Here is a 26166-nt window from a genome sequence, read left to right as displayed (position 1 = left end):
TTAATATCACAACGGCAAGCTTCCAATTCTTGCCATAGCGCCGGCCTATCGACGCCATGGCCCTAGGTGGAAACTACAGCGCCTTGCCGCAGGCGACGCCCGAAGCCCAGGCCCATTGGAAGTTGTAGCCGCCCAGCCAACCCGTAACGTCCACGGCTTCGCCGATGAAATAGAGGCCGGCGGTGGTCTTGGCCTGCATGGATTTCTGGTCCAGCCCGCGCGTGTCCACGCCGCCGCGCATGACTTCGGCCTTTTTGTAGCCGGCCGTGCCGCTGGGCACCAGGGTCCACTGGTGGATGTCCTGCGCCAGCGCACGCAAGGTCTTGTCCGGCGCGTCCGCCAGGCGTAGCGCCGCCAGGCCGGGCTTGCCGCCCTGCTCCGCCAGGTGCAGCCAGCGGTCGGCCAGGCGTTTGGGCCAGAGGCCCGCCAGCACGGTATGCAGCTGCTGCCGGTTGCCTGACTTCGACGCCAGCAGTTCTTCCGCCAGATCGCGGCCGGGCGCCAGATCGATCACGATGGGCTCGCCGGGTTGCCAGTAGCTGGAAATCTGCAGGATGGCCGGACCGGACAGGCCCCGGTGAGTGAAGAGCAGATCCTCGAGGAACTCGCCGCGCGCCTTGCCTTGCCCTGTTTGCAGATTGACCTCCAGCGCCACGCCGGACAATTCGGACAAGGACCGCCACTGCTCGGCATCGAAGGTCAGCGGCACCAGGGCGGGCCGCGGCTCCACCACTTTCAGGCCGAATTGCCGCGCGATCTTCAGGCCGAAATCGGTGGCGCCCAGTTGCGGAATGGCCATGCCGCCGGTGGCGACCACCAGTTTCGCGGCGCGGATCGGACCCTGGCTGGAGCGCAGCTCGAAGCCCTGCTCGCCATGGCCGATCTCGGACACCGAGCAGCCCATGCGCCACTGCACCCTGCCCGCGTCGCATTCGGCGCGCAGCATCTCGATGATGGATTCGCTGGAATCGTCACAGAACAGCTGCCCGCGATGCTTCTCATGCCAGGCGATGTGGTGGCGCTTCATCAGCGCCAGGAAATCCTGCGGCGTGTAGCCCGCCAAGGCCGAACGGCAGAAATGCGGGTTGTCGGAGAGGAAGTTGGCGGGGCCGGCGCCGATGTTGGTGAAGTTGCAGCGGCCGCCGCCGGAAATACGGATCTTCTCCGCCAGGCGCTCGGCGTGGTCGACCAGCACCACGCGCAAGCCGCGCTGGCCGGCGACCGCGGCACACATCATGCCCGCGGCGCCGGCGCCGAGTACTGCTACATCGAACATCAGTCTTCGATCAGGCAGTCGACGTAGTAGCGCTTTTCGCCATCCGGACCCACTTCGTCGGCCAGGCCGTGGATGTAGGTTTCGAAACCGGGGAAGCGCTCGTTGAACTCACGCGCGAACTGCAGGTACTGGACGATGGTGCGGTTGAAGCGTTCGCCCGGGATCAAGAGCGGAATGCCCGGGGGATACGGCGTCAGCAGCACGCCGGTGACGCGGCCTTCCAGCTTGTCGATGTCGACGCGCTCGACCTCGCGGTGCGCCATGCGGGCAAACGCGTCCGACGGTTTCAGCGCCGGGACCATGTCGCTCAGGTACATCTCGGTGGTCAGACGGGCCACGTCGCGCTCGCGGTAGGCCTCGTGGATCTGCTGGCACAGATCGCGCAGGCCCATGCGCTCGTAGCGGCGATGGTCACGGCAGAATTCCGGCAGGATGCGCCACAGCGGCTGGTTGCGGTCGTAGTCGTCCTTGAACTGCTGCAAGGCGGTCAGCAGCGTGTTCCAGCGGCCCTTGGTGATGCCGATGGTGAACAGGATGAAGAATGAATACAGGCCGGTCTTCTCGACCACCACGCCGTGTTCCGTCAGGTACTTGGACACCAGCGCGGCCGGAATGCCGGTTTCGCCGAAGCTGCCCGACATGTCCAGGCCCGGGGTAATGACCGTGGCCTTGATCGGGTCCAGCATGTTGAAGCCTTCAGCCATTTCGCCGAAGCCATGCCAGTGGTCGTTGGATTCCAGGATCCATTCGTCGCGGTTGCCGATGCCTTCGGAAACCAGGCGGTTCGGGCCCCAGACCTTGAACCACCAGTCGTTCTTGCCGAACTCGGACTCCACCTTGCGCATGGCGCGGCGGAAGTCCAGGGCTTCGCGGATGCTTTCCTCGACCAGCGCGGTGCCTCCCGGCGGTTCCATCATGGCGGCGGCCACGTCGCAGGACGCGATGATCGCGTACTGGGGCGAGGTGGACGTGTGCATCAGGTAGGCTTCGTTGAAGACGTTGCGGTCCAGCTTGCGGGTCTCGGACTCCTGCACGATGATCTGCGAGGCCTGCGAGATGCCGGCCAGCAGCTTGTGCGTGGAGTGAGTGGCGAACACCATCGCGTCCTGGCTGCGCGGGCGATCCACGCCGATGGCGTGCATGTCTTGGTAGTACTCGTGGAACGAGGCGTGCGGCAGCCAGGCTTCGTCGAAGTGCAGCGTGTCAACATAGCTGCCCAGCTGCTTCTTGATCATTTCGACGTTGTAGATGACGCCGTCGTAGGTGCTCTGCGTCAGCGTCAGGATGCGCGGGTTCTTGTTCACCGCTTCGCGCGCGAAGGGGTTGGCCTCGATCTTCTTGCGGATGTTGTCCGGATGGAATTCTTCCAGCGGGATCGGGCCGATGATGCCCAGGTGATTGCGCGTGGGGCGCAGGAACACCGGGATCGCGCCGGTCATCGTGATGGCGTGCAGGATCGACTTGTGGCAGTTGCGGTCCACCACCACCACGTCGCCCGCGGCGACGTTGGCATGCCACACCACCTTGTTCGAGGTCGAGGTGCCGTTGGTTACGAAGAAGCAGTGGTCGGCGTGGAAGATGCGCGCGGCGTTCAGTTCGGATTCGGCCACGGGGCCGGTATGGTCCAGCAGCTGGCCCAGTTCGTCCACCGCGTTGCAGACGTCGGCGCGCAGCATGTTCTCGCCGAAGAACTGGTGGAACATCCGTCCCACGGGGCTCTTCAGGAACGCCACGCCGCCCGAGTGGCCGGGGCAGTGCCAGGAATACGAGCCGTCCTGCGCGTACTTGACCAGTTCGCGGAAGAACGGCGGCGGCAGGCCGTCGACGTAGCTGCGGGCTTCGCGGATGATGTGGCGCGCCACGAATTCGGGGGTGTCCTCGAACATGTGGATGAAGCCGTGCAGTTCGCGCAGGATGTCGTTCGGGATGTGCTCGGAGGTGCGCGTCTCGCCGTACAGGTAGATGGGGATGTCGGCGTTGCGAAAGCGCAGCTCGCCGATGAAGGAGCGCAGGTTCTTGATGGCGCTGGCCACGTCCTCGGGCGAATCCACGTCGAATTCTTCATCGTCGATCGACAGGATGAAGGCGCTGGCCCGGCTCTGCTGCTGGGCGAACGAACTCAGGTCGCCGTAACTGGTCACCCCGATCACCTCGACGCCCTCGGCCTCGATCGCCGCGGACAAGGCGCGGATACCCAGACCGGACGCGTTCTCGGAACGGTAGTCTTCGTCGATGATGAAAATGGGGAAGCGGAATTTCATGCAGGCGCTCCTGGGGCAAGGCGGGTTCGGACGCGTAACGCGGCGCGAGTGTACTTCTAGGAAAAATCCGCCTGATGACAGACGGCGCGAGCACCCGCCAGGGCGGCGGGAATGGCCGAATTGTAGGGCTGTTTTTCTTACAGTCCTAAGGGAAATCCCGGAATGGCCCGAACAGCCGTTGTCATCGCGCCAAAAGCGGACGTTTTCAGCACAGAGACCCGGGCTGCGCGGGGGAGCAAACCTGGCGCCTGAAGCGCCGGGACGCTAGCGGATGGTGCGGGCCTCGCCTGCCTGCAAGGCCGTCAGGAACTGTTCGAAATAGGGCGGGATGGCCTCGGCCGACCCGTAGCGGATGCGTCTTTCGACCTTGGCGATGGCGCCGAAGCAGACCTCGACGCCGGGTTCGCCGCAGACCAGCACCACCGGATCCTCGTCATCGCACACTTCGTAGAGCCCGCCATGCGCGCGGCGTCCCACCTCGTAGAGGTAGGCGGCGGCGCCGACGGTCTGCATGGGGGTGAGAGGCAAGGTCCCGAGGTGGGCGGCCTCCAACGCCTCGTCCAGCGCATGGACGCTGGACGGCGTGTAGTCCAGCACGGCCCCGGTCGAACCGGCAGCCTGGACAAAGTCCTGCGCGGCCCCTGCCACGCGCGCCACGAACTCTTCCTGGACTTCGTCGCGCTTGGCGTCCTGGTTTGTCTTGAGGAAACCGAACATCATTGGCTCCTTTGTGAAAACCGCAAGCGGCGTTAGGACCATTATAGGCAGCGTGTCCCCCTATACTGCCCAAACCGCAGCCTAACGTTCCCTAATCCCAACACTTGCCTGCCATGCTCCCTGTCATCGTCCGACGCCTTGTTCCCGCCGACGCCGCGCCGCTGCGCCAATTGCGCCTGGATGCACTGGTGGAAACCCCCGAATCGTTCGGATCGAGTTACGAAGAGGAACACACGCTGACATTGGAGGACATCCGCGGCTGGATCCAGCCTTCGGACGACAGCGCGATGTTCGGCGTGTTCCAGGGCGAGGCCCTGGCCGGCATGGTCGGCGTGGGCCGGCAGCGCAAACTGAAGATGCGCCACAAGGCGCATATCTGGAGCATGTACGTGGCGCCGGCGCAGCGCGGCCAGGGACTGGCCCGGCAGTTGATGCAGGCGGCGATCGCCCATGCCGCGGGCATGCGCGGCATCCGCCAGGTGCAGTTGAGCGTGACCGCCAACAACCTGGCCGCGACCGCGCTGTACCTCAGCCTGGGCTTTACCGAGTACGGACGCGAGCGCGAAGCGCTATGTGTGAACGGTGAACTCTACGACGAGGCGCTGATGGCGCTGCCGCTGGCCGGCAAGTAGCCTCCGGCCTCAGGCCGCGCCCGCCCGGCGCCGCGTGCTGTAGGCCCGCACCAGATTGCGGCCTTCGTCCTTGGCCTTGTAGAGCGCCTGATCCGCTGCCTTGATCACCGCCTCCGGCGCACGCAAGGCGTCGCTGCGTTCGGCCACGCCTATGCTGACCGTCACGCGCAGCGGCCGCGCATTGCGCGCGTCACGCCCGCTGCGGCGGCGCAGGCCGATCTGGTCGGCCTTGGGACGCGCCGGCTTGTCGCGCAGCCGCATCTGGTAGGCCTCGATGGCGCGTCTGACGCTTTCCAGGTGCGGCATGCTTTCCGCCGCGGTCTTGCCCGGGAACACCAGCGTGAATTCCTCGCCGCCGTAGCGGTAGGCGTGGCCGCCGCCAGGCACGCGCCGCAACTGCGCCGCCACCATGCGCAGCACCTGGTCGCCCACGTCGTGGCCATGGGTGTCGTTGAAGGCCTTGAAATGGTCGACGTCGGCCATCGCCAGCGTGTAGACGCGGCCCATGCGCTGCAGCCGCTCATTCAGCGCGCGCCGGCCCGGCAGGCCGGTCAGCTCGTCGCGGAACGCCATGTGGAAACCTTCGTGCGCCAGCGAGATGCACAGCGCCGTCAGCGCGGCGGTGGACATCAGCGCCAATTCGACGGGGTGCTGCGCCCCGCGCGGCAAGGCCCAGGCCATGCACACGAAGCCCAACCATTGCCCCGCCTGCTGCGGACGCCCATAGCGCAACAGCAGCAGGGTCAGCGTCAAGCCCGTGGCCAGCAGCGCAATCAGCCCTTCGATCGGCACGCTCAGGTGCGCCAACCTGCCTTGCACGGACAGCATGCCGAGCAGATCGGACACGCCGTCCTTGCCGGCCAACGCGATCGCGGCCGCGCCGGCGGCGATCAGGCCTATCCGTGCGGCCGTGTCCAGCAGCATGCTGGAACGCTCGGACCACAGGGCGTTGATGGTGTAAGCCAGGGACCACCACGCCAGCGCCGGCCCGACGGCCCAGGGCGCTTCCGTGGCCAGCGTCGGCCAGGCCGCCGTGGCGGCCAACACGCTGAGCATCAGCACCATGGTCTGCGCGCGCTGGTACATCAGGCACACGGCGACGCCGATCAGCGCCATCACCCAGGGCACGAACGGCACGATCTGCGTCAGGGCCGGCGGCCATTCGCGCCACAACAGCAGCCCCACCGCGGCGGCCACCGGCAGCGCGGGATAGAACAACAGAGGCAGCCAGGGGATATGGGGGTAACGCACGGATCGGGGCTTTTTAACGCTTGCGGAAATGACGTCGCCAAATCGGCAAACACATGTACTGTCTTTTACGGACGCCGCGGCAGCGTTCTTTAACGCATACGCTGGTAACACTGGGCGCGGCGGCCATGATATGTTTTTCGCCTCCAACCCGCAGACGGACTCCAAATGCGCATCCTGGTCAACATCGACGTGCCCGATCTCGAACACGCCATCGACTTCTATCACCGCGCTTTCGGCCTGACGCTGCGACGCCGGCTGGGACCGAAGGCGGCCGAGATGCTGGGGGCCGAGGCGCCCATCTATCTGCTGGAAAAGGCCGCGGGCACGCCCGCCGCCGGCGCCACGCGCCAGCCGCGCGACTACGCGCGGCACTGGACGCCCGTGCATCTGGACGTGGTGGTGGAGGACGCCGACCGCGCGGTCGAACAGGCGGTGGCCGCCGGCGCGCGCCTGGAAGACCCGGCCGTCTCGCACGACTGGGGCCGGATCGCCCACCTGAGCGATCCCTACGGGCACGGCATCTGCATCCTGCAGTTCCTGGGCCGGGGCTACGACGAGTTCGCCACGCCGCAACTGCAATATTCACCCGTCTCGGAAGCCGATTTCGAGGCTCTGCTGGCGCTGCGCATCGAAGCCATGCGCGAAAGCCTGGAACGCCTGGGGCGCTTCGATCCGCAGCGCGCGCGCTCGCGCCTGCGCAGCACGTTCCGGCCGGAACATACCTGGTCCATCGAGCAGGACGGGCAACGGATAGGGTTTTACGCGCTGATCCCGGATGGCGACGGCCTGCGCCTGGACCATCTGTACATCCGCCCCGCCGCACAGGGCGCGGGGCTGGGCGGACAGGTCATGCGCAAGATCCTGCGGGAGGCCGACAGCCTTGGACTGCCGGTAAGCCTGAGCGCGCTGCGCGGCAGCGACTCGAACCGCTACTACCGCCGGCACGGGTTCGTGCAGACCGGCGAAAGCGAGTGGGACATCGACTACCTGCGGCCGGCGCCGCAGCGCGCGGACTGAGACTTCAGGTGCGCGGCAGCGTCACGCCGCGCTGGCCCTGATATTTGCCGCCGCGGTCGCGATAGGAGGTCTCGCAGACTTCGTCGCTTTCCAGGAACAGCATCTGCGCGCAGCCTTCGCCGGCGTAGATCTTGGCCGGCAACGGCGTGGTGTTCGAGAACTCCAGCGTGACGTGGCCTTCCCATTCGGGTTCCAGCGGCGTGACGTTGACGATGATGCCGCAGCGCGCGTAGGTGCTCTTGCCCAGGCAGACCGTCAAGACGCTGCGCGGAATGCGGAAATACTCGACCGTGCGGGCCAGCGCGAAGGAATTGGGCGGGATGATGCAGACGTCGCCCTTGAAATCCACGAACGAACCTTCGTCGAAGTTCTTGGGATCGACGATGGTGGAATTGATGTTCGTGAAGATCTTGAACTCATCGGCGCAGCGCACGTCGTAGCCGTAGCTGCTGGTGCCGTAGCTGACGATACGCCCGCCATTGGCCGTGCGGACCTGCCCTGCTTCGAAGGGTTCGATCATGCCGGCTTCGGCCTGGCGGCGGATCCAGCGGTCGCTTTTGATGCTCATGGTGGGAATGGTGCTAGGGAATGGAATGGACGCCATTTTATCCCGAGCGCGGATGCGCCGCCGGCGAGGGGCCGGGCGGGCCGATGCCGCCCCGCCCGTTCGCCTCAGTTCCCCCAGAAGGTCCGGTAGACCAGCGCGATGCCGTTGACCGCCCCGCCCTTCAGGTCCACCGACAGGCCGCGCGCCAGACGGTAGCTGGCCCGGCCCACGGTATCGGTGCCCGAGAGCGCCTGCTCGACGCTCAGGGTGATGCCGTTGGCGAAGGTCTTGCTGGCCACCAGGAATTGCGTGGCCAGCTGGCTGTCGCTGTCCCGGTTGACGTCGCCGGCCACCGTGCGGTCCGGCAGGATGCTGCCCGAGCTGCCGATGTTGCCGGTCTTGATGCTGACGTCGTCCAGGCCGAACTGCTTGTAGAACGGCTGCCCGCCGCCCAGCAGCGCCGTGCCCACCGACATCAGCAGCGCGGCGTCGCCGCCGCTTTCGTCGGGGCCGCGGCCCAGCAGCAGCCAGGAGAGCTTTTCCACGTCGCTGACATCCGGGTAGGACACCAGATCGATGCGCGGCCGCTGCGCGGTGCCGACCACCTTGACGCCCGCCTCGACCTGTTCGCCCGTGCGCAGCGCCTCGATGTCCAGCAGCGGGTTGTCCAGGCGGCCCTGGAAGGTCAGCGTGCCGCGGCTCAGGCGCAGCTTCTGGCCATAGGCCTCGATGCCGCCGCCGCGGGTGCGCAAGGCGCCCACGCCGGTCAGGCGCCCGTCGTTCAACATGATCTGGATGGAGCCCAGCAGGCCCGCGTCCAGTCCCATGCCGGTGATGTAGAAGCGCGGCCCCATGTCGAACTTCAGGTTCATGCTGGTCTGCAGCGGCGTGGAGACCGTTCCGGGGTCATCACCCGGGCGGCGCACCTTGACGTCATCGTCCAGCGAGGGCACGCCCTGCAGGATCTCCAGGCTGAACCAGCCCGCGTCCGCCTTCAGGTCGCCAACGATGTCGATGCGCGGCATGGCCGCCTTCAGGTCGATGACGCCGGACACCATGGCGTAGCGGTCCGAGCGCTGCAGCGCCGGGAAGCGGTACAGGGTCAGCCGGATGTCGCCGCCGCCGTCGATGAAGTTCCACTGTCCCTTGGCCTCGGCGTAGCCGCCCTTGGCCTCGGGATTGGTGGTGATCCACTCCTTGGTGCGCCATTCGGCCGGCATCACGCGCAGCGAAGCCGGGAAGCGCAGGCTCTCCAGCACCACCCGGTCGCCGTCCAGCCGCGCGGACAAGGTTCCGTCGATCAGCCGCACGCCGTCGTCGATGCGCACCACGCGCAGCTTGTCGCCCCGGATGTTGCCGCTGGCCGACCATTTGCCCGCCAGGGTACCCTGCGCTTCCAGATTGGCCTTGACCGAGCCGCCGACTTCCATCGAATCGCCCACGAACAGGCTGACCCAGGCCAGGTCGGCAATGTCTGCGTCCAGCTTGGCGCGCAGCGGCTGGCGCGGATCCAAGGCCATGCCGCCCTTGGCGTCCACCACCAGCACGGCGGTACCGGTGCCGTTGATGACGCCCATCTTGTCGGTGGCCAGATTGACCTTGGCGTCCAGGCGGCTGGCATTGGCGGAGGTCGGCGTGGCGGTCAGGTCCAGCACCAGCGCCCTCAAGCCCAGCGGAATGGGAGGATCGCCCGGTATCAGCAGGTCGCCCTCGCGGCGCGCAATGCGCGCCTTGCCGCCCAGCCGGCCATCGAACTTCAGGTCCCACAGCACGTCCAGCGAGATGCGGCGCTGGCCCTCCGGCACCATCGCGTTCACGCGGCTGGGCCGCTTGCCCAGCTTGGCCGCGGCCTCGGGATCGACCGCGCCGACCACCTGGCGCGCCATCGCGGCGGTGATCACCAGGTTGTCGGCCTGGCCAGCGGTTTCCCAGCGCTTGCCGCCGCCCCGCGATCCCCGATGCGTCAGGACCACGCGCTCCTTGCCGGGCAGGGTCAGGCTCAGCGCCGTCTGCCCCACCTGCCACTGCCATTGCGGCTCCACGGCGGACGGCAGGAAGGCCAGCGTGACCGGCCGGTCCACGGCCACGGTGAAGCCGGCGGTCTCTGCCGTCAGCCGCGAAAACGTGCCGCGCCATCCCGGCAGGGCGGCGTCCGGCGTGCCGGCCGGCCCCTTGCCCCAGGAACCGGCAAAGACGATGTTGGCCTTGGCGGGCGCCTCGCCCAGCACGCCCGGACGCGGCTTGGGCGGCGTGTAGCCGGCCGCCAGCTCGCCGCGGTGCGCGGCCAGCGTGCCCGCCAGCTTGCCCTTCAATTCCGCCCCACCGGGGATGCCGGGCCAGAATGCGTCCAACTGGGGCGCCTGAGCGTCCAGCGATAGCGCGCCATCCTTGGCGTCCAGCTCGCCCTTGGCCTGGATCCGGTTGCGGCCCAGTTTCAGGTCCACGTCCAGGCCGTGGATGCGCAGCCCGGCGAGGGGATCGGCATCGGGAGCGACATCGGTCGGCACGGCGGCGGAGGCCGGCGTACTAGCCGGGGTGTTCGCTGGCGCAGCAATATCCACCTGGGCCTTGAGCGCGCCGGTCAGGGGCTGCTTGTTCCAACGCGTGCCCTCTTCGAAGCGCAGGTCCACCGCGGCATGACGCAGCTGGCTCAGGTTCTCGATGTCGGCTTGCACGTCGCCGCGCACGGTCAGCAGCGCGGGCGGTATGTCCTTGCCCAGCCAGGGCGAGAGATCCAGGCGCTGGGCGCTGATCGTGCCCGCGATGCGCTCGCGGCCCGCGCCCTGAGCAGTATCGGATTGCAGGTCGAGCTGTGCGGCCAGAGTCGATTTGTCGGGCAATTGCGCCTGCGCCCGGGCGCTGCGCAGCACCAGCGCCGTGCGCGGCGCCAAGTCGGCGGTCAGGTCCAGCAGCAGGCCCGAGCCCTCGCCGTCCAGCTTGGCCTGGATACCATCCAGCGAACCGGCGGCATCGGCGCGCAGCACTACCTGGCAGGCAGGCCGGGGCGGTTCGGGCGGCATGGCGGGCGCCGCGTCCGCAGCCTTGGCGTCGCGCTTGGGATCGGCCTTGGCATCGGGCTTGGCGCCAGGCTTGGGCTCGGGTTTCCTGGCCGCGCCCGCAGGGCGGTCGTACACGCCGCTCAGCTTGTCGGCCTCGCACAGCGGAGAGTCGGGGCCGGTTCCGCGCGCGGTCACGTCCAGCCGCGCCGTGAACGGCCAGGGGTCGGCCATGCCTTGCAGCTCGGCCTGGCCGGAGACGTCCGCCTGACCAAGCTCCTGGCCCACGCGCAGGCTGGCGATGCGCAATTGCGCGCCCTGCTTGCCCGCGGCGAACGTGGCGTCGAGATTGCCCAGGGTCACGGGCAAGGGTACGCCGTCCTGTTCCAGCTGAAAGTCGCCCAGCGCCACCCGGTCCACGGCAATGTCCACCGGCAGTTCAGGCAGCGAGAACGGCTCGTCGCCATCTTCCGCCGGCGCCGTCTCGGGCGACGAAACCAGGCCGATGTACACCGAGCCCGCCGATACGTCGCGCACGTGCAGCAGACGGTCGCCCAGGGCGCGCCAGTTCACGTCCAGATGCAGGTCCGTGATGTCGACGCGGGTGCCGCCTACGTCAAGGTCCAGCTTGCCCACGGACACGCCGCGCAGCAACGATCCGTTCACGTCCAGCGCCTGGCCGTTCAATTGCTGGGCGGCCGTGGTCAGGAGCAGCCGCGTGCCGTTCTGCGAGCCGACCAGCCAGAACAGGAAGCCGCCTGCCAGCACAGCCAGCATGGCCAGGCCCGGCAACCACCACACCAGCACATGGCGCAGGAATTTGCGCAAGGCCTTCAAAACGCGATCCCCAAGGAAAAGTGCAGGCGCAGGTCGCGGTCGCGCTGGCCGTAGGCCACGTCCAGGAACAAGGGCCCGGCCGGCGTGCGCACGCGGGCGCCTACGCCGTAGCCCACCGCCAACGACATGTCGCCGAACGATTCCGCGGCGTCGCCGGCGTCCACGAACACGCCCATGCCCCAGCGTTCATTGAAATAGTGGTCGTACTCGATGCTGCCGACCAGCAGCGTGGGCGCGCCCACCACGGCATCATCTTGCTTCACGCCGATGCTCTGGTACTTGTAGCCCCGGATCGAGCGCGCGCCGCCCGTGCGAAAGCCAAAGTCGTCCGGCACCCGCACCTTGCTGTTGGACCACACCCGGCCGACTTCGCCGCGCACGGTCAGCACGTCCAGCTTGCCGATGGGCCACCATTTCTGGGCCCGCAGCCGGGCGCGGGTATAGGGTTCGCCGGTGTCCAGCGTCACGCCGACGCCGCCGCCGACCGCGATCAGGTTGCCTTCGCGCGGGTCGTACTTGTTGTCCACGTCGCGGCGCAGCCATTCGGCCGTCGCGGTCAGGGTCGGCAGCTTGTACTGGTCGCCGCCGTCGATCTTCACGTGGTCCTCCGCCAGCAGCAGGCCCCAGCGGGTTTCGTATTCGACCCGGCTGTCGCCCGCGCCCTTGCGCTCTTGCAGGCGCGTCGCGCCCAAGGCGTAACGCGTCACGTCCAGCCCCTGGATGTCGGAGTGGTCGTACAGGACGCCGAAGGAATCCTTGTAGCCGCGCTGGTTCGGCGGCAACAGGAAGTCCGCATAGGCGCGCTGCTGCAGACGGTCGACGCTGAAGCCCGTCTCCAGGGTGAGCGGTTGGCCGAACACCACGTTCTGCCGGTACAGCGACTCGACGCGCACCCCGGCCTCGTCATCCACGCCGATCGACCCGGTGAACCGTTTGGGCGGCGCTTCCACCACCCGCACCTGCACCGGCAGGGTCACCTCGCCGTTCGAGTCGTAAGCGGGCGGCGGCGGCGGCATGGCGCCGGACACGGAGGGATCACCTGCCGGCGTGGAGGCCGCCAGGTCGGTCGAACCCGGCGCGCGCGCGCGATCGGCGTTGGGCGCGGGAGTCTGCTGCGCCTTGCCCGGCTGCTCCAGCGACACGAACGCGCCGCGGAAGAACGCGGTGGATTGCAGGTCCTGCTGCCAGGTGTCCAGCTTGTTCTGGTCATAGGCGGCCCCGGGCGAATAGCGCACATAGCGCTCGACCAGCTTCTCGGGCACCCGTTTCAGGCCCTCGGTGGTCAGCTCGCCCATGCGGACCTGCGGGCCGCTGTCTATCGTGACGCGCAAGGCGGCCGACGCCGTATCGGCCTCGATCTCGGCCTGCGATGCGGTCATGCGCGCCAGCATGAAATCGCGCGAGGAGACTTCATCCAGCAGGGTCGACTTGGCCTTGTTCCAGTCGCTGTTGATGAAGGGCTGGCCCGCCTTCAACTGCCAGTCGTCGCGCAGTTTCTGCACCCGCGAGGCGAACTCGGGCCGGGTGATGCGGCCGGTGAAACTGAGGTCCACGGACGTGACGGTGGTGCGCTTGCCGGAGACGATGCTGATGTCCCAGGTTTCTCCGCCGATATCGGTGCCGGCCTCGAGCTTCACCGTGGGCGAGAAATAGCCTTGGGTGGCCAGGGCCGCCAGCGTCGCGTCGCGCGCACGGCGGCGCAGGCGGTTGATTTCACCGCCGTCCTGGTCCTCCGCCAGCCGCGCAATGGCGTCGACGGCCTCGGTGATCGCCTGCAGGGCCGCCGGCGGCACGCCGCCGGGATCCACGATGATTTCCGGGCGCTTGGCCAATGCCTCGCCCGTCACCATGAAAAGTCCTGCCAAGAAGGCGCGGGCTGCCCACCGCATGCGTCAGGTCGGTTGCTGCACGACGATGGACGGGAATTTTCCGGCCATGTCGCGGGGTAGCGCTGCCACGCCAGCCGCCAGCTTGCGGGCGATGCCGCGGTAAAGGGACGCGGCCTCGCTGCCCGGGTCGGACACCACGGTCGGCGAACCGGCGTCGGTCTGCTCGCGGATCGCCAGGGTCAGCGGCAGGCTGCCCAGCCAGGGCGTGTGGTATTGCTCGGCCATGCGCTGGCCGCCACCCTCGCCGAAGATGTGTTCGGCGTGCCCGCATTGCGAGCAGATGTGGATGGCCATGTTCTCGACCACGCCCAGGATCGGCACGTCGACCTTCTGGAACATGCGCAAGCCCTTGCGCGCGTCCAGCAGCGCCACGTCTTGCGGCGTGGTGACGATGACCGCGCCCACCACCGGCACCTTCTGCGCCAGGGTCAGGGCCACGTCGCCCGTGCCCGGGGGCATGTCGACGATCAGGTAGTCGAGGTCGCGCCAGTTGGTCTGGCGCAGCAACTGTTCCAGCGCCTGCGTCACCATCGGGCCGCGCCAGATGGCGGGCGAGTCGGCGTCGATCAGGAAACCGATGGAGTTGGCCTGCAGGCCATGGCCCGTGAGCGGCTCCATGCTCTTGTTGTCCAGGCTTTCGGGACGGCCCGAGATGCCCAGCATGGTCGGCACGCTGGGGCCGTAGATGTCGGCGTCCAGCACGCCCACCTTGGCCCCTTCGGCCGCCAGGGCCAGGGCCAGGTTCACCGCCGTGGTGCTCTTGCCCACGCCGCCCTTGCCGGAGGCCACCGCAATAATGTTGCGCACATTGGGCAAAGGTTTCAGGCCTTTCTGCACCGCATGGGCGGCGACCTTCCAGCTCACCTCGACCTGGGCGTCGGCCACGCCGGCCGCGGCCAGCGCCGCCACGGCGATCTCGCGCACCTGGGCGCGCGCGGCGTCGGCGGGATAACCCAACTCCAGCGCCAGCGAAACGCGTCCGCCTTCCAGCTTGATGTCACGATCTTTTACAGAAACACCCAAATCCATACCGGTATTCGGGTCCTGCGCGGCGCGCAGCGCGGCGCGAATTTGTTCTATCGTTATACTCATGTCACTATGGTTCCGTAGGCAGCGCGGCTTCTGCGGCCCGCCATCCCCTAAAGGATAGCGGATACCCGGGAACCTTTCCCTGCGTTTTGCATCCGATCTTCATGACCAACACACTTATCCGCTTCTTTCGTGCCGTCCTATTCGCCGCCCTGGCCTTGATCGGCATGGCGATGGCGCTGGTGTTCATGCTTTCCACGGCGATCGCCGTGGCGATCCTGTACGTGGTCGCCAAGGTGCGCGGCAAACCTTTTGGCGTACGCGCCTATTGGAGCCAGCGCCAGGGCGCCCGTCCGGGACCGTTCCAGTCCGCCACCGCCCCCTTCGCCACGCAGCCGCGCGGCGACGTGATCGACGTCGAAGCCCGCGAAATCCGCTGACGGCGGCTTTCCAGCATGCTTGCGCCGCCCGCGGCGCAAGCATGCCGTGGATTCATGCGCCCACGCGCTGAATTGCCGGCCGGCCGGCCCCCGGACGGCCGGCCCCCGCATCCACGCCGGTTCTCCCATTCTTTCACAACCCGCCTGATTCGTTTGCCGCGAAGGGCGGGTTGAGCCATATCCAGGCCGCCGCCGGGCAAGTCCCCGCCGTTGCCCTAAAATGGCCGGCCTACCCTTTTTTCCCTCAACCTACCAAGACAACCATGTCTCGCACCCTTTTTGTCACCACTGCGCTGCCCTACGCCAACGGATCTTTCCACATCGGCCACATCATGGAGTACATCCAGGCCGATATCTGGGTTCGTTCGATGCGAATGGCGGGCCACACGGTGCACTTCGTGGGTGCGGACGACGCGCACGGCGCGCCCATCATGCTGAAGGCGGAAAAGGAAGGCATCACGCCGCAGGCCCTGGTGGCGCGCTACGCCGCCGAGCGCCCGCAGTACCTGAACGGCTTCCACATCCGCTTCGACCACTGGCATTCGACCGACTCGGCCGAGAACGTCGCCCTGTCGCAAGACATCTACCGCGCGCTCAAGGCCCAGGACCTGATCGAAACCCGCTCCATCGAGCAGTTCTACGATCCGGTCAAGGGCATGTTCCTGGCCGACCGCTACATCAAGGGCGAATGCCCCAAGTGCCACGCCAAGGACCAGTACGGCGATTCCTGCGAGGTCTGCGGCGCGGTCTACGCGCCCACCGAGCTGATCAATCCGTACTCGGCCCTGACCGGCGCCACGCCGGTGCTGAAGTCCTCGGACCATTTCTTCTTCAAACTGTCCGATCCACGCTGCGTGGAATTCCTGCAGCAATGGACCACCGGCTCCAATGCCGCCGGCGGCAAGCACCTGCAGCCTGAAATGCTGGCCAAGACGCGCGAGTGGCTGGGCTCGGACGACGGCGAGGCCAAGCTGGGCGACTGGGACATTTCCCGCGACGCGCCCTATTTCGGCATCGAGATTCCGGACGCGCCGGGCAAGTACTTCTACGTCTGGCTAGACGCGCCCGTGGGCTACCTGGCCTCGCTGAAGTCGTATTGCGCGGTCAAGGGCCTGGATTTCGACGCGCTGCTCGATCCTGCCGGCCCCACCGAACAGGTCCACTTCATCGGCAAGGACATCGTGTACTTCCACGCGCTGTTCTGGCCCGCGATGCTGAAGTTCGCCGGCCGCAAGACGCCTGACGCCGTGAACGTGCACGGCTTCATCACGGTCAGCGGCGAAAAGATGTCCAAGAGCCGCGGCACGGGCATTTCGCCGCTGCGCTACCTGGAACTCGGCATGAACGCCGAATGGATGCGCTACTACATCGCCGCCAAGCTGAACGCCCGGGTCGAAGACATGGACTTCAACCCCGAGGACTTCATCGCCCGCGTCAACAGCGACCTGATCGGCAAGTACGTCAACATCGCCAGCCGCGCCGCCAGCTTCATCACCAAGCATTTCGATGGAGTCCTCGGCTATTCGGACGACACCTCGGTGCTGGCCGCGGAGTACGCCGAACAGGCGGAGTCCATCCGCGCCGCGTTCGAGGCGCGCGAGTACAACCGCGCCATCCGCGAAATCATGGCCCACGCCGATCGCATCAACCAGGCGTTCGACACGGCCCAGCCCTGGGTGCTGGCCAAGGGCATCGCCACCGCCGATGACGCGCAGAAGGCCGCCCTGCAGGACATCTGCTCGCGCTCGCTGGCGGGCTTCAAGGCGCTGTCCGTGATGCTGGCGCCGGTGCTGCCCGAACTGACCGAACGCGTGGCCCTGGAACTGTTCGGCGCGCAGGCGCCCTTCACCTGGGCCGACGCCGCGGTACTGCCGCAACGCGTGGCGCCCTTCAAGCACCTGATGCAGCGGGTCGAACCGCAAATGCTGGAAGACCTGTTCGAGCCGCCCGCCGCACCCGTGGTGGTGCCCGGTGGCGAGCCCATCGCCGAGACCATCTCCATCGACGACTTCGCGCGCGTCGACCTGCGCATCGCGCAGATCGTCAACTGCGAACACGTGGAAGGCTCGACCAAGCTGCTGCGCCTGACGCTGGACGCGGGCGAAGGCCGCCACCGCAACGTGTTCTCGGGCATCAAGTCGGCCTATAAGCCGGAAGACCTGATCGGCAAGCTGACCGTGCTGGTGGCCAACCTGGCGCCGCGCAAGATGAAGTTCGGCGTGTCCGAAGGCATGGTGCTGGCCGCCAGCCATGCGGATGAGTCCGTGGACGCCGGCATTTATGTGCTGGAACCGTTCCCCGGCGCCAAGCCCGGCATGCGCGTGCGCTGATCCCGCGCTCCCGCTGAATGCAAAAAAGCCCGCCAGTTCAAATCGGCGGGCTTTTTGTTATTGAACGCGGGGCATCACGCCTTGCTGGGCTCCAGGGCCGGATCCAGCGAAATGCGCTCGTCGAAGACGAAGCACTTGCCGTCATAGCCCGGCCCGCCGGTTTCCTCGAAGTACTTGAGGATGCCGCCGTCGAGCTGGTAGACGTTCTGAAGGCCGACTTCGTTCATGTAGATGGCGGCCTTCTCGCAGCGGATGCCGCCAGTGCAGAAGCTGACCACGGTCTTGCCTTCGAGCTCGGCCCGATGCGCCTGCACCGCCGCGGGAAACTGCGTGAAGCGTTCGATGCGCCAGTCGATGGCGTTCCTGAAGGTGCCCTCGTCGACTTCGAAGGCGTTGCGCGTGTCCAGCATGACCACCGGCCGCCCGGCGTCGTCCAAGCCGGCTTCCAGCCAGCGTGCCAAGGTGCGCGCGTCCACGCCGGGCGCGCGGCCCGCCTCCGGGCGGATCGTCGGATGATCCATGCGGATGATCTCGCGCTTGATCTTCACCAGCAGCTTGCGGAACGGCACCGTCGCGCTATGGCTGAACTTCACTTCCAGGTCGGTGAAACGTGGATCGGCGCGCAACGTGCGCAAAAAAGCGTCGATGCCCTCCGCCGCCCCCGCCAGGAACAGGTTGATGCCTTCTTCGGCCAACAGGATGGTGCCCTTGAGCGCGGCCAGGGCGGCCTGATCCAGAAGGCGGGCGCGCAACGCCGGCAGGGCATCCAGCGAAACGAATTTGTAAGCGGCGATATTGACGACGGAAGTCATGGAAAAGCGGAAAAAAGCGGACGGCGAAAGGCGTAATAGTAATCGCTGGGCGGTTTTTCCCGCCCGCCGCCCCGCTTGATCCTGCTCAACGATTGACGATTTCCTGCTCGACCACCGCGTCCAGCACCCAGCTCAGCGTCGAAGCATCGGCCGGCGGATTCGGGTTGCGGACCTCGACCACGCGCAAGCGGTAACGCACGCCCGGCTGGAAGTTGAAGCCGGTGATTTCGCCGTACCAGAGCTGCCAGGGCTGCCCCGCGCTGTCGCGCACCTGATAGCACATGGCGCGGCCCGCGCCGGCGCTGCAAGGCACGCGCTCCGAGTTCACGTAGACCAGCTTGGTCGGTCCCTGCTGGCCGCCCGCGATGGGATCGGCGCGACGTCCGAAGTCCAGCCTGTCGCCCGAGCTGAGCACCCAGGTCATGCGCTGCGGATTGTTGGCGTTGTCCACCGACGTGGCGGTGATGCTGGTCAGCGCCGCCAGGAAATCCTGCTCAAGCGTCATGTTCTGCGGCGCGCAGGCCATCCTGGTCGACACCGGGCGTCCCTGCACGATCAGCAGGCCGTTGGCGACGGTATAGGAACCGTTGTACTGATTGCAGCCGGCGAAACCGAAAATGCGCGGCGAGCCTTGATCATGGACGAAGCTGGCCGTAAGCGGACGCGAATTGGAGGATGGATGCGGAATCTGCCGCAAGCCGCCGCCGGGCAAGGTCCAGCGCGCCAGATCCCAGCTGGTCTGCGCCAGCATGTCGGAGGCCGAAGCAGGCTGGAAGCGGGGATCCTGCCCATCCGCGGCGCGCTTGGGCGGCGCGGAGCAGGCGGCCAGGCCGATGGACAACAGGCAAGGCGCCAGCCAGCGCAGGGACGCGGAAAAGAACATGAGAGTCTCCCGGAAAAACGAGGAATGCCGCGCCCGCGCAAGGCGGCGGGCCGGGGCACGCCATTGTAGGCCGGGCCCGGCATCGCTTTTCACGGCTTAACACTCTTTGATACGCGCCCTGCGCGCCACATCAAGGCGTGGGCGGATCCTGACGCCGCGCGAACTCCAGCACGTCGCCGCCGCGCAGGTTGAAGGTCAGGTGTCGCGGCGCGCCGCCGTTGTCCAGTGTGAAGGTGTCGATGGACGCCAGGCCGCGCAGATAGTCCGCTTCAAGGCGGGCGCGTTCCGGCGCGGGGCAGGCCATGCGCGTGGCGGCCGGCGCGTCGATGTAGAGCTTGCCGCCTTCGAGCTTGTAGGTGCCCATATAGCGGTTGCAGCCGGAAAATCCATTGACGCGGTATTGCTTGCCCTGCGCCAGGAACGTCAGGCGCACGGGTTCGCCGTTATCGCCGTGGGGAATATCGCGCAGCGCGCCGCCCGCCTGCGTCCAGCGCACCAGTTCCCAACTGGTCTGGGCCAGAGAATCCGCGCTGCTGGCGGCGTTGGCCGCGGCTGCGCCTTGCGGGCGCGCGCCGCCGGTGGACCCGGCGCAACCGGCCAGGGCCGCGGCCAGCAGAGCCGGGGCAATCAGACGGCTGCGCGTTGACAAGAGCTTGGACATGTACGGGACTCCATGAATTTCACATACCCCGACTGTAACCGCCCTTGCGGCACCGCACGCATGTCCTCAGCCCATCAGCGGTATCCAAAAGCAGCACGGCAACGCTGCCTCCACGCTCCAATTGCATGGCCTTGCTGCATCGAACGCCCCATGGCGGCGGCGCACATCGGCGCGCAGAATCAGTACAGATCACCATCCGGGCCAGGCCGGCACGCAAGGCACGGAAGCCGATCGCAACGACCGCAGGCGCAGGTGTCCGGCTCCTCACGGGAGCCAAAAATAAGATCAATCCGGGGGAGACACGGCGATGGGCTTTTTGAGAACCTTGTTGGCATTGTCAGTGGTGCTGGACCATCTGGGCGCAGGCGCCACCGACAATCTGGTGGGCGGCCGCCTCGCGGTGCAGCTGTTCTACGTGATTTCCGGCTTCCTGATTTCCTATGTGCTCACCGCCACCGACCATTATCAAGGCGCGGTGGGCAAGTTCTATGCAAACCGATTCCTGCGCCTGTTCCCGATCTACCTGGTGGTTGCGGCACTGACCTTGGCGGCGCACGTGATGAGCGGCGGCGCATTCTTCCGCATCTACGATGCCCTGCCCTTCAGCGCCGAGTTGTTCCTGGTGCTCTCCAACATTTTCATCATGGGCCAGGACTGGTTGATGTTCTTCGGCATCGAGCATTCCGCGCTGAAGTTCACCGGCAGCTTCGCGCATAGCGAAGTGCCGCTCTACGAAGGCCTGCTGGTGCCGCAGGCCTGGACGCTGGGCGTGGAGATGAGCTTCTACCTGGTGGCGCCCTTCATCCTGCATTCGCCGCGGCGGCTGCTGGCATTGCTGGCCGCATCGCTGGCGCTGCGCGGCGTGCTGATCGCCACCGGCATCGGTTTGAGCGATCCCTGGACCTACCGCTTCTTTCCGACGGAACTGGCGCTGTTCCTGCTCGGCTCGCTGTCGCACCAGGTGCTGTTGCCGCGCTACAAGGCCTGGACACAGCGGATCAAACGCCTGCCCGAAATCGGCACGGCCTTGCTGGCGATCTACTGTGTGCTGCATTTCTCGATCGCCATCAACCACAACGTGCGCGACGGCCTGGCGGTGCTGCTGTTCGCGGCGCTGCTGCCGCTGGCCTTTCTGTTTCAGTCGCGCCACAGGCTGGACAAGGCCATAGGCGAGTTGAGCTACCCGATCTACATCTGCCATTCATTGGTGATCTTGTTCTTCAAGTGGCTGCTTGAAGAAGCGCACCTGGATCAGCCCTTGCTGTTCTCGGCCCTGGTGATCACGAGCACCATTGCCTTCTCGGCCCTGCTCAACAGCGTGATTGCGGATCCCATCGAACGCCTGCGCAGCCGCCTGCGCACCGACGACGGCGAGCTGGCGCCCGCGGCCGACGCCCGGCGGCGTCCCGCCAACGCGCCCGCGCAGCCCCTCGGGTCTATTCGCCGCGTGCCTTGATGTAGGCGGCCAGCACCTGTTCGATCTGCCGCTTTTCCTGGGAACTCAGGCGCGCATAGGTGGCATAGGAGATGGTTTCGAATGGCCAGGCGGCAGGGAGCGCGGCGCGCTCCCCGTCCGCCTGGATCAAGCCGGGATCCGGATTCAGCATCGGTCCTTCGCCGGTGCTCAGCCACATGGGGCTGACGCACAGCGCGCGAGTCAGCTTGATGAGGGCGTCGCTCGACGGCTGCCGGCGCTGCCCGCTCTCGTAGTTGCCGATAGCGCTTTGCGACAGGTTGCTCGCGACTGCCAAGTCCTTTTGAGTCCATCCCTGTAGCATTCTTGCGTTGCGCAGACGATGGCTAAACGTGTCCAATCGATCAACCTGAGACATTAATAAGAATTTATTTATTTGATTTAAACATCTCAATACTGGCGTCAAATAAACGGATTACGCCCCAATTGCGGGGCTAATCCGCAAATCGCGTCAGCCGGCCGCTTGCGCGCCGGACCGGTCCTCGCGCGCAGCCTCGCGCAGCGCCAACGGCCCATCAAAAAAACCATATCTATCATGCGCTTGCGTTGCCACCCCGACGACGCTGCGCAACGCTCGCCGTTGGCATGCGGGCATGCCGCGCAGGGAGAAAAATCCTGCGCAAGTGTATGGCGTTTGGGGTATTCAAAATCGAAAATAATGTATCGGCGATACATAATGCAGTAACAGCGGGAATCTCAAAACAAACACTATTTCAAGCGTTTTCATAGCGCCGGAGCCTCGCTTTCTGTTACTGTCAGAAACTACAGAAACGTATCTTCACAAAAAAACACGCCCGTGTTTAAATGAAACACGGGCGTGACTTCCAAGCAGCATCGAAGCATGGGCGGCCATCGGCGAAAGCACGAATCCAGGGGTAAGCCCCCCCGGCCTCGCGCCCATCCGAACAACACCGCCCGGCGCTCCCGCGCCTCGGCGCGCAGCACATGGAGACGGGTATGACACGCAGCGCCACGCCTGGACATCAGGCACAGCAGCCACGCCCTGTCTCCTCATTGGAAGCATCAATGAACAACACGCTGGATGTCATATTTCTGGGCCACGACGACGCCACGCATGCCGGACTCATCGAAGCCCTTTCGCACCTGGGTTTCAACGTCCGCCGCTGCCACGACCTGGCTGACGTCTACGACAGATATTCGCGCCGCCCCAGCCCGCTGGTGGTGCTGAAGGCGCCGCTGCCCGACATCCACAATGCCGCGGTCCGGCTGCGCGCGGTCGACCGCGGCCTGGGCATCGTCGCCATCGCCACCTTCGCCGACGCTGAAAGCCGCATCCGCACCCTGCTCTGCGGTGCGGACGCCTGCCTGCCGCCGGACGTATCCGGCCTGGAACTGGCGGCGGCCCTGCAAGCGCTGGTGCGCCGCGCGGTCGGCCTGGACGGCGCGGACGCGGCGTCCGACGGACATGCGGCGGATGAGCCCATGCACGAGACCTGGCGCCTGGCGAACAAAGGCTGGACCCTGATCAGCCCTATGGGACGGACCCTGGGACTGACCACGGGAGAACGCGATTTCCTGTCGCGGCTGCTGAACGCCCCCGACCGCAAGGTCAGCCGCGACGCCTTCTACGCCGACGGCGCGGACGATGGCGACAGCGGCATCACGCGGCGCCGCTTCGTGGACGTCATGATCAGCCGCTTGCGGCGCAAGGCGACCGCCAACCAGATGACGCTGCCGATCCGCGCCGTGCACGGCTGGGGCTACATGTTCGCAGCGGACATCGCGCTGGACCTGGATTTTCGGGTGATGGGGGAAGAAAGCCGGCTGGAGGCCCAGGACGACTGGCGCCGCGAAACGGCTGACGCGAACGCGTCTACTTGAAGCCTGGCCCGCAACGGGCCGGGACGAAAAAAACGCGGCGCTGCCCCGAAAGGTTAAGACGCCGCGCTAAAACAACACGTGAACCTGGAGTCATCAGCCGGCACTGATGCCTACTACCTGGATCACGCGATTCCAACATTCGTGCCTCATACTGCTCACGTACGGTCAGACCGTGAACCCGAGCCGGGTCTCTAGTCCCTGCACAGGCTGCAACGTGATCAACGCCAGGCGATTCGTCCGCTTGCAAAAACAGCGGGCGTCCCGCCCTTATCAGCGGCGTTCCCCATGGATAACCGCTTGATGCACGAAGTTTAGGACCTCGGACCGCTTTCCAGTAATTCTTTGTTGATAGCCTTCCATACATATCTGATATAGGGCGGCATGCCCCCTACAATGCCGGCAAAGGACTTGGGATCCGTTCCCGCCAAACCCATGCCCACACTGCCCGTTCCCCTCAAGCACCGCCTGCGCAAGCTGCTTGCGCTGTTTCCGCCCAACTGGTGCCTGGCCATCCTGGTGGCGCTGGACGGCTATGCCTTCATGCATCCGGTGCTGCGCGAAGTGCGGGCGCGCGAATACGGATTCTGGCTCGCCATCGACAACTGGCATGAGGTCATGCGCGTGGTCGGCCTGCTGGAAATACCGCGCCTGGTGCTGGGCGTTGGGCTGCAGATCATTGCATTGGGGTTGATCCTCAAGGCCCGCATCGCCTGGGCGTTTTCGCTGGTGCTGCTGATCGGCGTCGGCACCTTCGCCATCATGGGAGACGGCGGCCGCGCCGGCCTGGGGATCTACACGCTGGTCCTCGTCATCGCGCTGATCGCCTATTGGCGCCGCTTCGATCGCGCCAGCGTCACGGCGGGTTCGCTGTTCGCCCTGGTCAGCATGCTGTCGCTGCTGATCTACGCGGTCTTCGGCACGCTCTACCTGGGCAACGAATTCAACCCGCCCATCACGGACGCCACCACCGCGCTCTATTTCTCCATCGTGTCCATGTCCACGGTGGGCTATGGCGACATCACGCCGCATACCGGGACCGCGCGGCTGTTCACCGCGTCGATTATCATCCTGGGCATCACCATCTTCGCCACCTCCATCAGCGCGATTGCCGGGCCGGTGATCGGCGGCAATCTGAAACGGCTGGTCAAAGGCAGGTTCTCCACCGCCATGCGCAAAAACCACATCATCATCGCGGGCGCAACGCCCCTGGCCATGAGCGTCTACGACGGCCTGCGCCGCCGCGGCGACGAAGTCACGGTCATCGTGCCTCCCGGCGTGCCGCAGGAGTACCCCGCCGCCACGGACCTCATCGAAGGCGATCCTTCCAGCGTGGACGTGCTGCACAGCGCGGGCGTATCGCGCGCCCGCTACGTGCTGGCGCTGCGCGACGACGACGCCGAGAACGCCTTTATCGTGCTGGCCGCGAAGGAAGCTTGCGGCGAGAACGGCGCCAAGACGGTCGCGCTCGTCAATACCAGCAAGCACCTGGAGAAGATCCGCCGCGTGAATCCCGATCTGGTGTTCTCCGTGCAACTGCTGGGCGCGGAGCTGCTGGCCCGCGCCATCAACGGCGAACCCATGGACAGCCAGAGCATCACCGACCTGTTCTTCGCCAAGGCCGCGCCCAACGGCAAAGCCGCCTGAGCGCTACGCCGCGCCGCCGGGCTGTTCATGCCCGGCATACCAGCGCGCGAACTCGGCCGATGGCATGGGCCGCGCGAACAGATAGCCTTGAATGAACGCCACGCCGCGCGCCGTCAGGTAATCGAACTGATGCGGCGTTTCCACGCCCTCCGCCACCACCGACAGCCCCAGGCGATGCGCCAGCGTGATGATGGCGTCCAGCACTGGCGCCTCTTCGTCCGCGGGTCCGATGGCCTGCACGAAGCCCTGGTCGATTTTCAGATAATCCACCGGAAACTTCTGCAGATACGACAGCGAACAGTGGCCAGTGCCGAAGTCGTCGATCGCCACGCGCACGCCCTGCGCGCGCAGGGCGTCGATGTTGCGCCGGGCCTGGCCGTCGTCCGCGATCAGGCTGCGCTCGGTGATCTCCAGCACCACCAGCGGATGCCGCGCCGCGACCTTGGCCGCGAAGGACTGCACGTCGGGCAGCAGTGCCGCGCTGGACAGGTGCTCGGCCGCGATGTTCACGCCGATGTGGAACTCCGCCGGCGTGGGCCAGGTCCGCATATCGCGCTCGATCAGCATGAGCAGGTGCTGGGTCAGCGGAATGATCGCGCCCTGCGCCTCGGCCTCGGCGATGAAGACGTCCGGACGCACCGGCCCGATGCCCGGCCGCTCCCAGCGCATCAGCGCCTCCACGCCCTCGCAGCGGCCCGTGGCATGGCCATACACGGGCTGGTAATGCACCAGGAACTCGCCCGCCCGCATGGCGCGGCGCAGGCGCTCCTTGAACGAGCGCCTGCTGACCTGCAGGCGATGCGTGGCCACGGCCAGGCCCAGTCCGAGCAGCAGCGCCACCGGCAGATACGTCGCCATGGACCGCGACCATGCGCGCACCAGGGTTTCGGGCGGCGCCAGGACATGAACCCTCAGGCCCGCGGCGGCGGCCTCGTCCGCGTCCTCCTGGCGCAGCGCCACCGCGCGCGCGGCGGCGCCGCCCCAGGAGTCGCTGCGGATCGGCGCGCCATTCTTGCCGACGACCAGTTCCAGCTGCAGGTCATCCATGGTGGCGACCGCGTTCACCAGGTCCTGCACGTAGCGGCCATCCACCACCACGATGCCGCCGGTGCCGTCCGCGCCGGACTTGCCTATCAGGATGGCCGGACGCTCCGGCGCCAAGGGCGTGCCGGCCACCGAGATCTGCCAGTGTTCCGACACAATGTTGATTTTCCATTTGCTGAAATCGTCGAGCGACGCGTCCACCGGGCCCACGGCCGATGAACAGTAGACGCGCCGCTCGCGGACCAGGACCAGGGAACGGAAATAGGGATTCAGCGTGCCCCAGCGCTGCAGCATGGGCAACACCTCGGCGCAGGGCTTGCCCGCCTGTTCCGCCACCCGCCCCAGCATGTCCCGGGATTGGGTGAGGATGCTTTCGGCCTGGGCGCGCACGATGCGCGCGGCGGTCTCGCCTTCGAGGCGTTGCGCGTCGTGCGCCTGCATCCAGGTCCAGCCCACGCAGGCCACGATGGGAAGCATCAATGCCAGAGCCACTGGCAGGTAACGCCAGGGCGGTGTGTCGCCGGTCACTCCCGATGTCGCCATGTCACCTCGCCGCGTAGGTCGTGCATGGCCGCCGCGCGACC

General features: G+C 66.5%; 20 protein-coding genes. 7 read left to right on the top strand and 13 right to left on the bottom strand.

What is annotated here, in order from left to right; translation table 11 throughout:
* Positions 1-73: 73 nt before the first annotated feature.
* The 3 genes from FOC84_RS17595 to FOC84_RS17585 form a co-directional block, all read right to left on the bottom strand.
* Positions 74-1276: an NAD(P)/FAD-dependent oxidoreductase gene (locus FOC84_RS17595; protein ID WP_173145559.1), complete on the bottom strand. Its 1203-nt coding sequence runs from the start codon at positions 1274-1276 to the stop codon at positions 74-76.
* On the bottom strand, positions 1276-3537 hold the full coding sequence (locus FOC84_RS17590; protein WP_173145558.1) for an arginine/lysine/ornithine decarboxylase: 2262 nt from the start codon (positions 3535-3537) through the stop codon (positions 1276-1278). The genes FOC84_RS17595 and FOC84_RS17590 overlap by 1 nt, the downstream gene beginning before the upstream one ends.
* A gap of 264 nt (positions 3538-3801) precedes the next feature.
* On the bottom strand, positions 3802-4254 hold the full coding sequence (locus tag FOC84_RS17585) for a hypothetical protein (RefSeq protein ID WP_173150213.1): 453 nt from the start codon (positions 4252-4254) through the stop codon (positions 3802-3804).
* 113 nt (positions 4255-4367) lie between these two features.
* Here FOC84_RS17585 and FOC84_RS17580 point away from each other — a divergent pair, with 113 nt between their 5' ends.
* Positions 4368-4886: a GNAT family N-acetyltransferase gene (locus FOC84_RS17580; protein ID WP_088142571.1), complete on the top strand. Its 519-nt coding sequence runs from the start codon at positions 4368-4370 to the stop codon at positions 4884-4886.
* A gap of 9 nt (positions 4887-4895) precedes the next feature.
* Here FOC84_RS17580 and FOC84_RS17575 read toward each other — a convergent pair whose 3' ends face one another.
* Positions 4896-6137, bottom strand: coding sequence for a GGDEF domain-containing protein (locus tag FOC84_RS17575; protein WP_173145557.1), 1242 nt, complete (start codon positions 6135-6137; stop codon positions 4896-4898).
* A gap of 165 nt (positions 6138-6302) precedes the next feature.
* Here FOC84_RS17575 and FOC84_RS17570 point away from each other — a divergent pair, with 165 nt between their 5' ends.
* Positions 6303-7154, top strand: a complete 852-nt coding sequence (locus FOC84_RS17570; protein ID WP_173145556.1) for a GNAT family N-acetyltransferase — start codon at positions 6303-6305, stop codon at positions 7152-7154.
* Positions 7155-7158: 4 nt separating this feature from the next.
* Here the strand turns inward: FOC84_RS17570 and dcd are convergent, their stop codons facing one another.
* The 4 genes from dcd to apbC form a co-directional block, all read right to left on the bottom strand.
* Positions 7159-7722: a dCTP deaminase gene (gene dcd, locus FOC84_RS17565; protein ID WP_041654363.1), complete on the bottom strand. Its 564-nt coding sequence runs from the start codon at positions 7720-7722 to the stop codon at positions 7159-7161.
* A gap of 104 nt (positions 7723-7826) precedes the next feature.
* Positions 7827-11534 (bottom strand): translocation/assembly module TamB domain-containing protein, encoded by a 3708-nt coding sequence (locus FOC84_RS17560; RefSeq protein WP_438800838.1) that lies wholly within the window; start codon positions 11532-11534, stop codon positions 7827-7829.
* Positions 11531-13423, bottom strand: a complete 1893-nt coding sequence (locus FOC84_RS17555; protein ID WP_173145555.1) for an autotransporter assembly complex protein TamA — start codon at positions 13421-13423, stop codon at positions 11531-11533. Before FOC84_RS17555 ends, FOC84_RS17560 begins: the two co-directional genes overlap by 4 nt.
* A 3-nt stretch (positions 13424-13426) precedes the next feature.
* Positions 13427-14515, bottom strand: a complete 1089-nt coding sequence (gene apbC / locus FOC84_RS17550; protein WP_173145554.1) for an iron-sulfur cluster carrier protein ApbC — start codon at positions 14513-14515, stop codon at positions 13427-13429.
* Between the two features lie 101 nt (positions 14516-14616).
* On the opposite strand from apbC, the gene FOC84_RS17545 reads away from it, so the two are divergent.
* Both FOC84_RS17545 and metG read left to right on the top strand, forming a co-directional pair.
* Positions 14617-14892: a hypothetical protein gene (locus FOC84_RS17545; protein ID WP_006226181.1), complete on the top strand. Its 276-nt coding sequence runs from the start codon at positions 14617-14619 to the stop codon at positions 14890-14892.
* A gap of 263 nt (positions 14893-15155) precedes the next feature.
* The gene (metG, locus tag FOC84_RS17540) at positions 15156-17222 is read left to right on the top strand and encodes a methionine--tRNA ligase (protein WP_173145553.1); all 2067 of its coding nucleotides are present in this window, start codon (positions 15156-15158) and stop codon (positions 17220-17222) included.
* A 74-nt stretch (positions 17223-17296) separates the two neighbouring features.
* Here the strand turns inward: metG and FOC84_RS17535 are convergent, their stop codons facing one another.
* The 3 genes from FOC84_RS17535 to FOC84_RS17525 form a co-directional block, all read right to left on the bottom strand.
* Positions 17297-18034: a sulfurtransferase gene (locus FOC84_RS17535; protein ID WP_173145552.1), complete on the bottom strand. Its 738-nt coding sequence runs from the start codon at positions 18032-18034 to the stop codon at positions 17297-17299.
* An 85-nt stretch (positions 18035-18119) separates the two neighbouring features.
* Positions 18120-18917 (bottom strand): META and DUF4377 domain-containing protein, encoded by a 798-nt coding sequence (locus FOC84_RS17530; protein ID WP_173145551.1) that lies wholly within the window; start codon positions 18915-18917, stop codon positions 18120-18122.
* Positions 18918-19047: 130 nt separating this feature from the next.
* Complete coding sequence (locus FOC84_RS17525; RefSeq protein ID WP_173145550.1) at positions 19048-19578, bottom strand: META domain-containing protein; 531 nt, start codon at positions 19576-19578, stop codon at positions 19048-19050.
* Between the two features lie 325 nt (positions 19579-19903).
* Between FOC84_RS17525 and FOC84_RS17520 the strand changes: the two genes are divergently transcribed.
* Positions 19904-21034, top strand: a complete 1131-nt coding sequence (locus tag FOC84_RS17520) for an acyltransferase family protein (protein ID WP_367949472.1) — start codon at positions 19904-19906, stop codon at positions 21032-21034.
* Here FOC84_RS17520 and FOC84_RS17515 read toward each other — a convergent pair.
* Entirely contained in the window at positions 21015-21356 is a 342-nt protein-coding gene (locus FOC84_RS17515; protein WP_254241694.1) for a helix-turn-helix domain-containing protein, read from the bottom strand. The two genes, FOC84_RS17520 and FOC84_RS17515, sit on opposite strands and share 20 nt — an antisense overlap.
* A gap of 722 nt (positions 21357-22078) precedes the next feature.
* Between FOC84_RS17515 and FOC84_RS17510 the strand changes: the two genes are divergently transcribed.
* Positions 22079-22894: a winged helix-turn-helix domain-containing protein gene (locus tag FOC84_RS17510; RefSeq protein ID WP_173145547.1), complete on the top strand. Its 816-nt coding sequence runs from the start codon at positions 22079-22081 to the stop codon at positions 22892-22894.
* A 432-nt stretch (positions 22895-23326) separates the two neighbouring features.
* Complete coding sequence (kch, locus tag FOC84_RS17505; RefSeq protein WP_173145546.1) at positions 23327-24538, top strand: voltage-gated potassium channel protein; 1212 nt, start codon at positions 23327-23329, stop codon at positions 24536-24538.
* A gap of 3 nt (positions 24539-24541) precedes the next feature.
* Here the strand turns inward: kch and FOC84_RS17500 are convergent, their stop codons facing one another.
* On the bottom strand, positions 24542-26125 hold the full coding sequence (locus tag FOC84_RS17500) for an EAL domain-containing protein (RefSeq protein WP_173145545.1): 1584 nt from the start codon (positions 26123-26125) through the stop codon (positions 24542-24544).
* Between the last annotated feature and the right edge of the window lie 41 nt (positions 26126-26166).

Source organism: Achromobacter pestifer (assembly GCF_013267355.1).
Taxonomy (GTDB): Bacteria; Pseudomonadota; Gammaproteobacteria; order Burkholderiales; family Burkholderiaceae_B; genus Achromobacter; species Achromobacter pestifer_A.
Note: the sequence above shows the minus strand (reverse complement) of the source record. Positions and strands in the feature narration are given on the sequence as shown.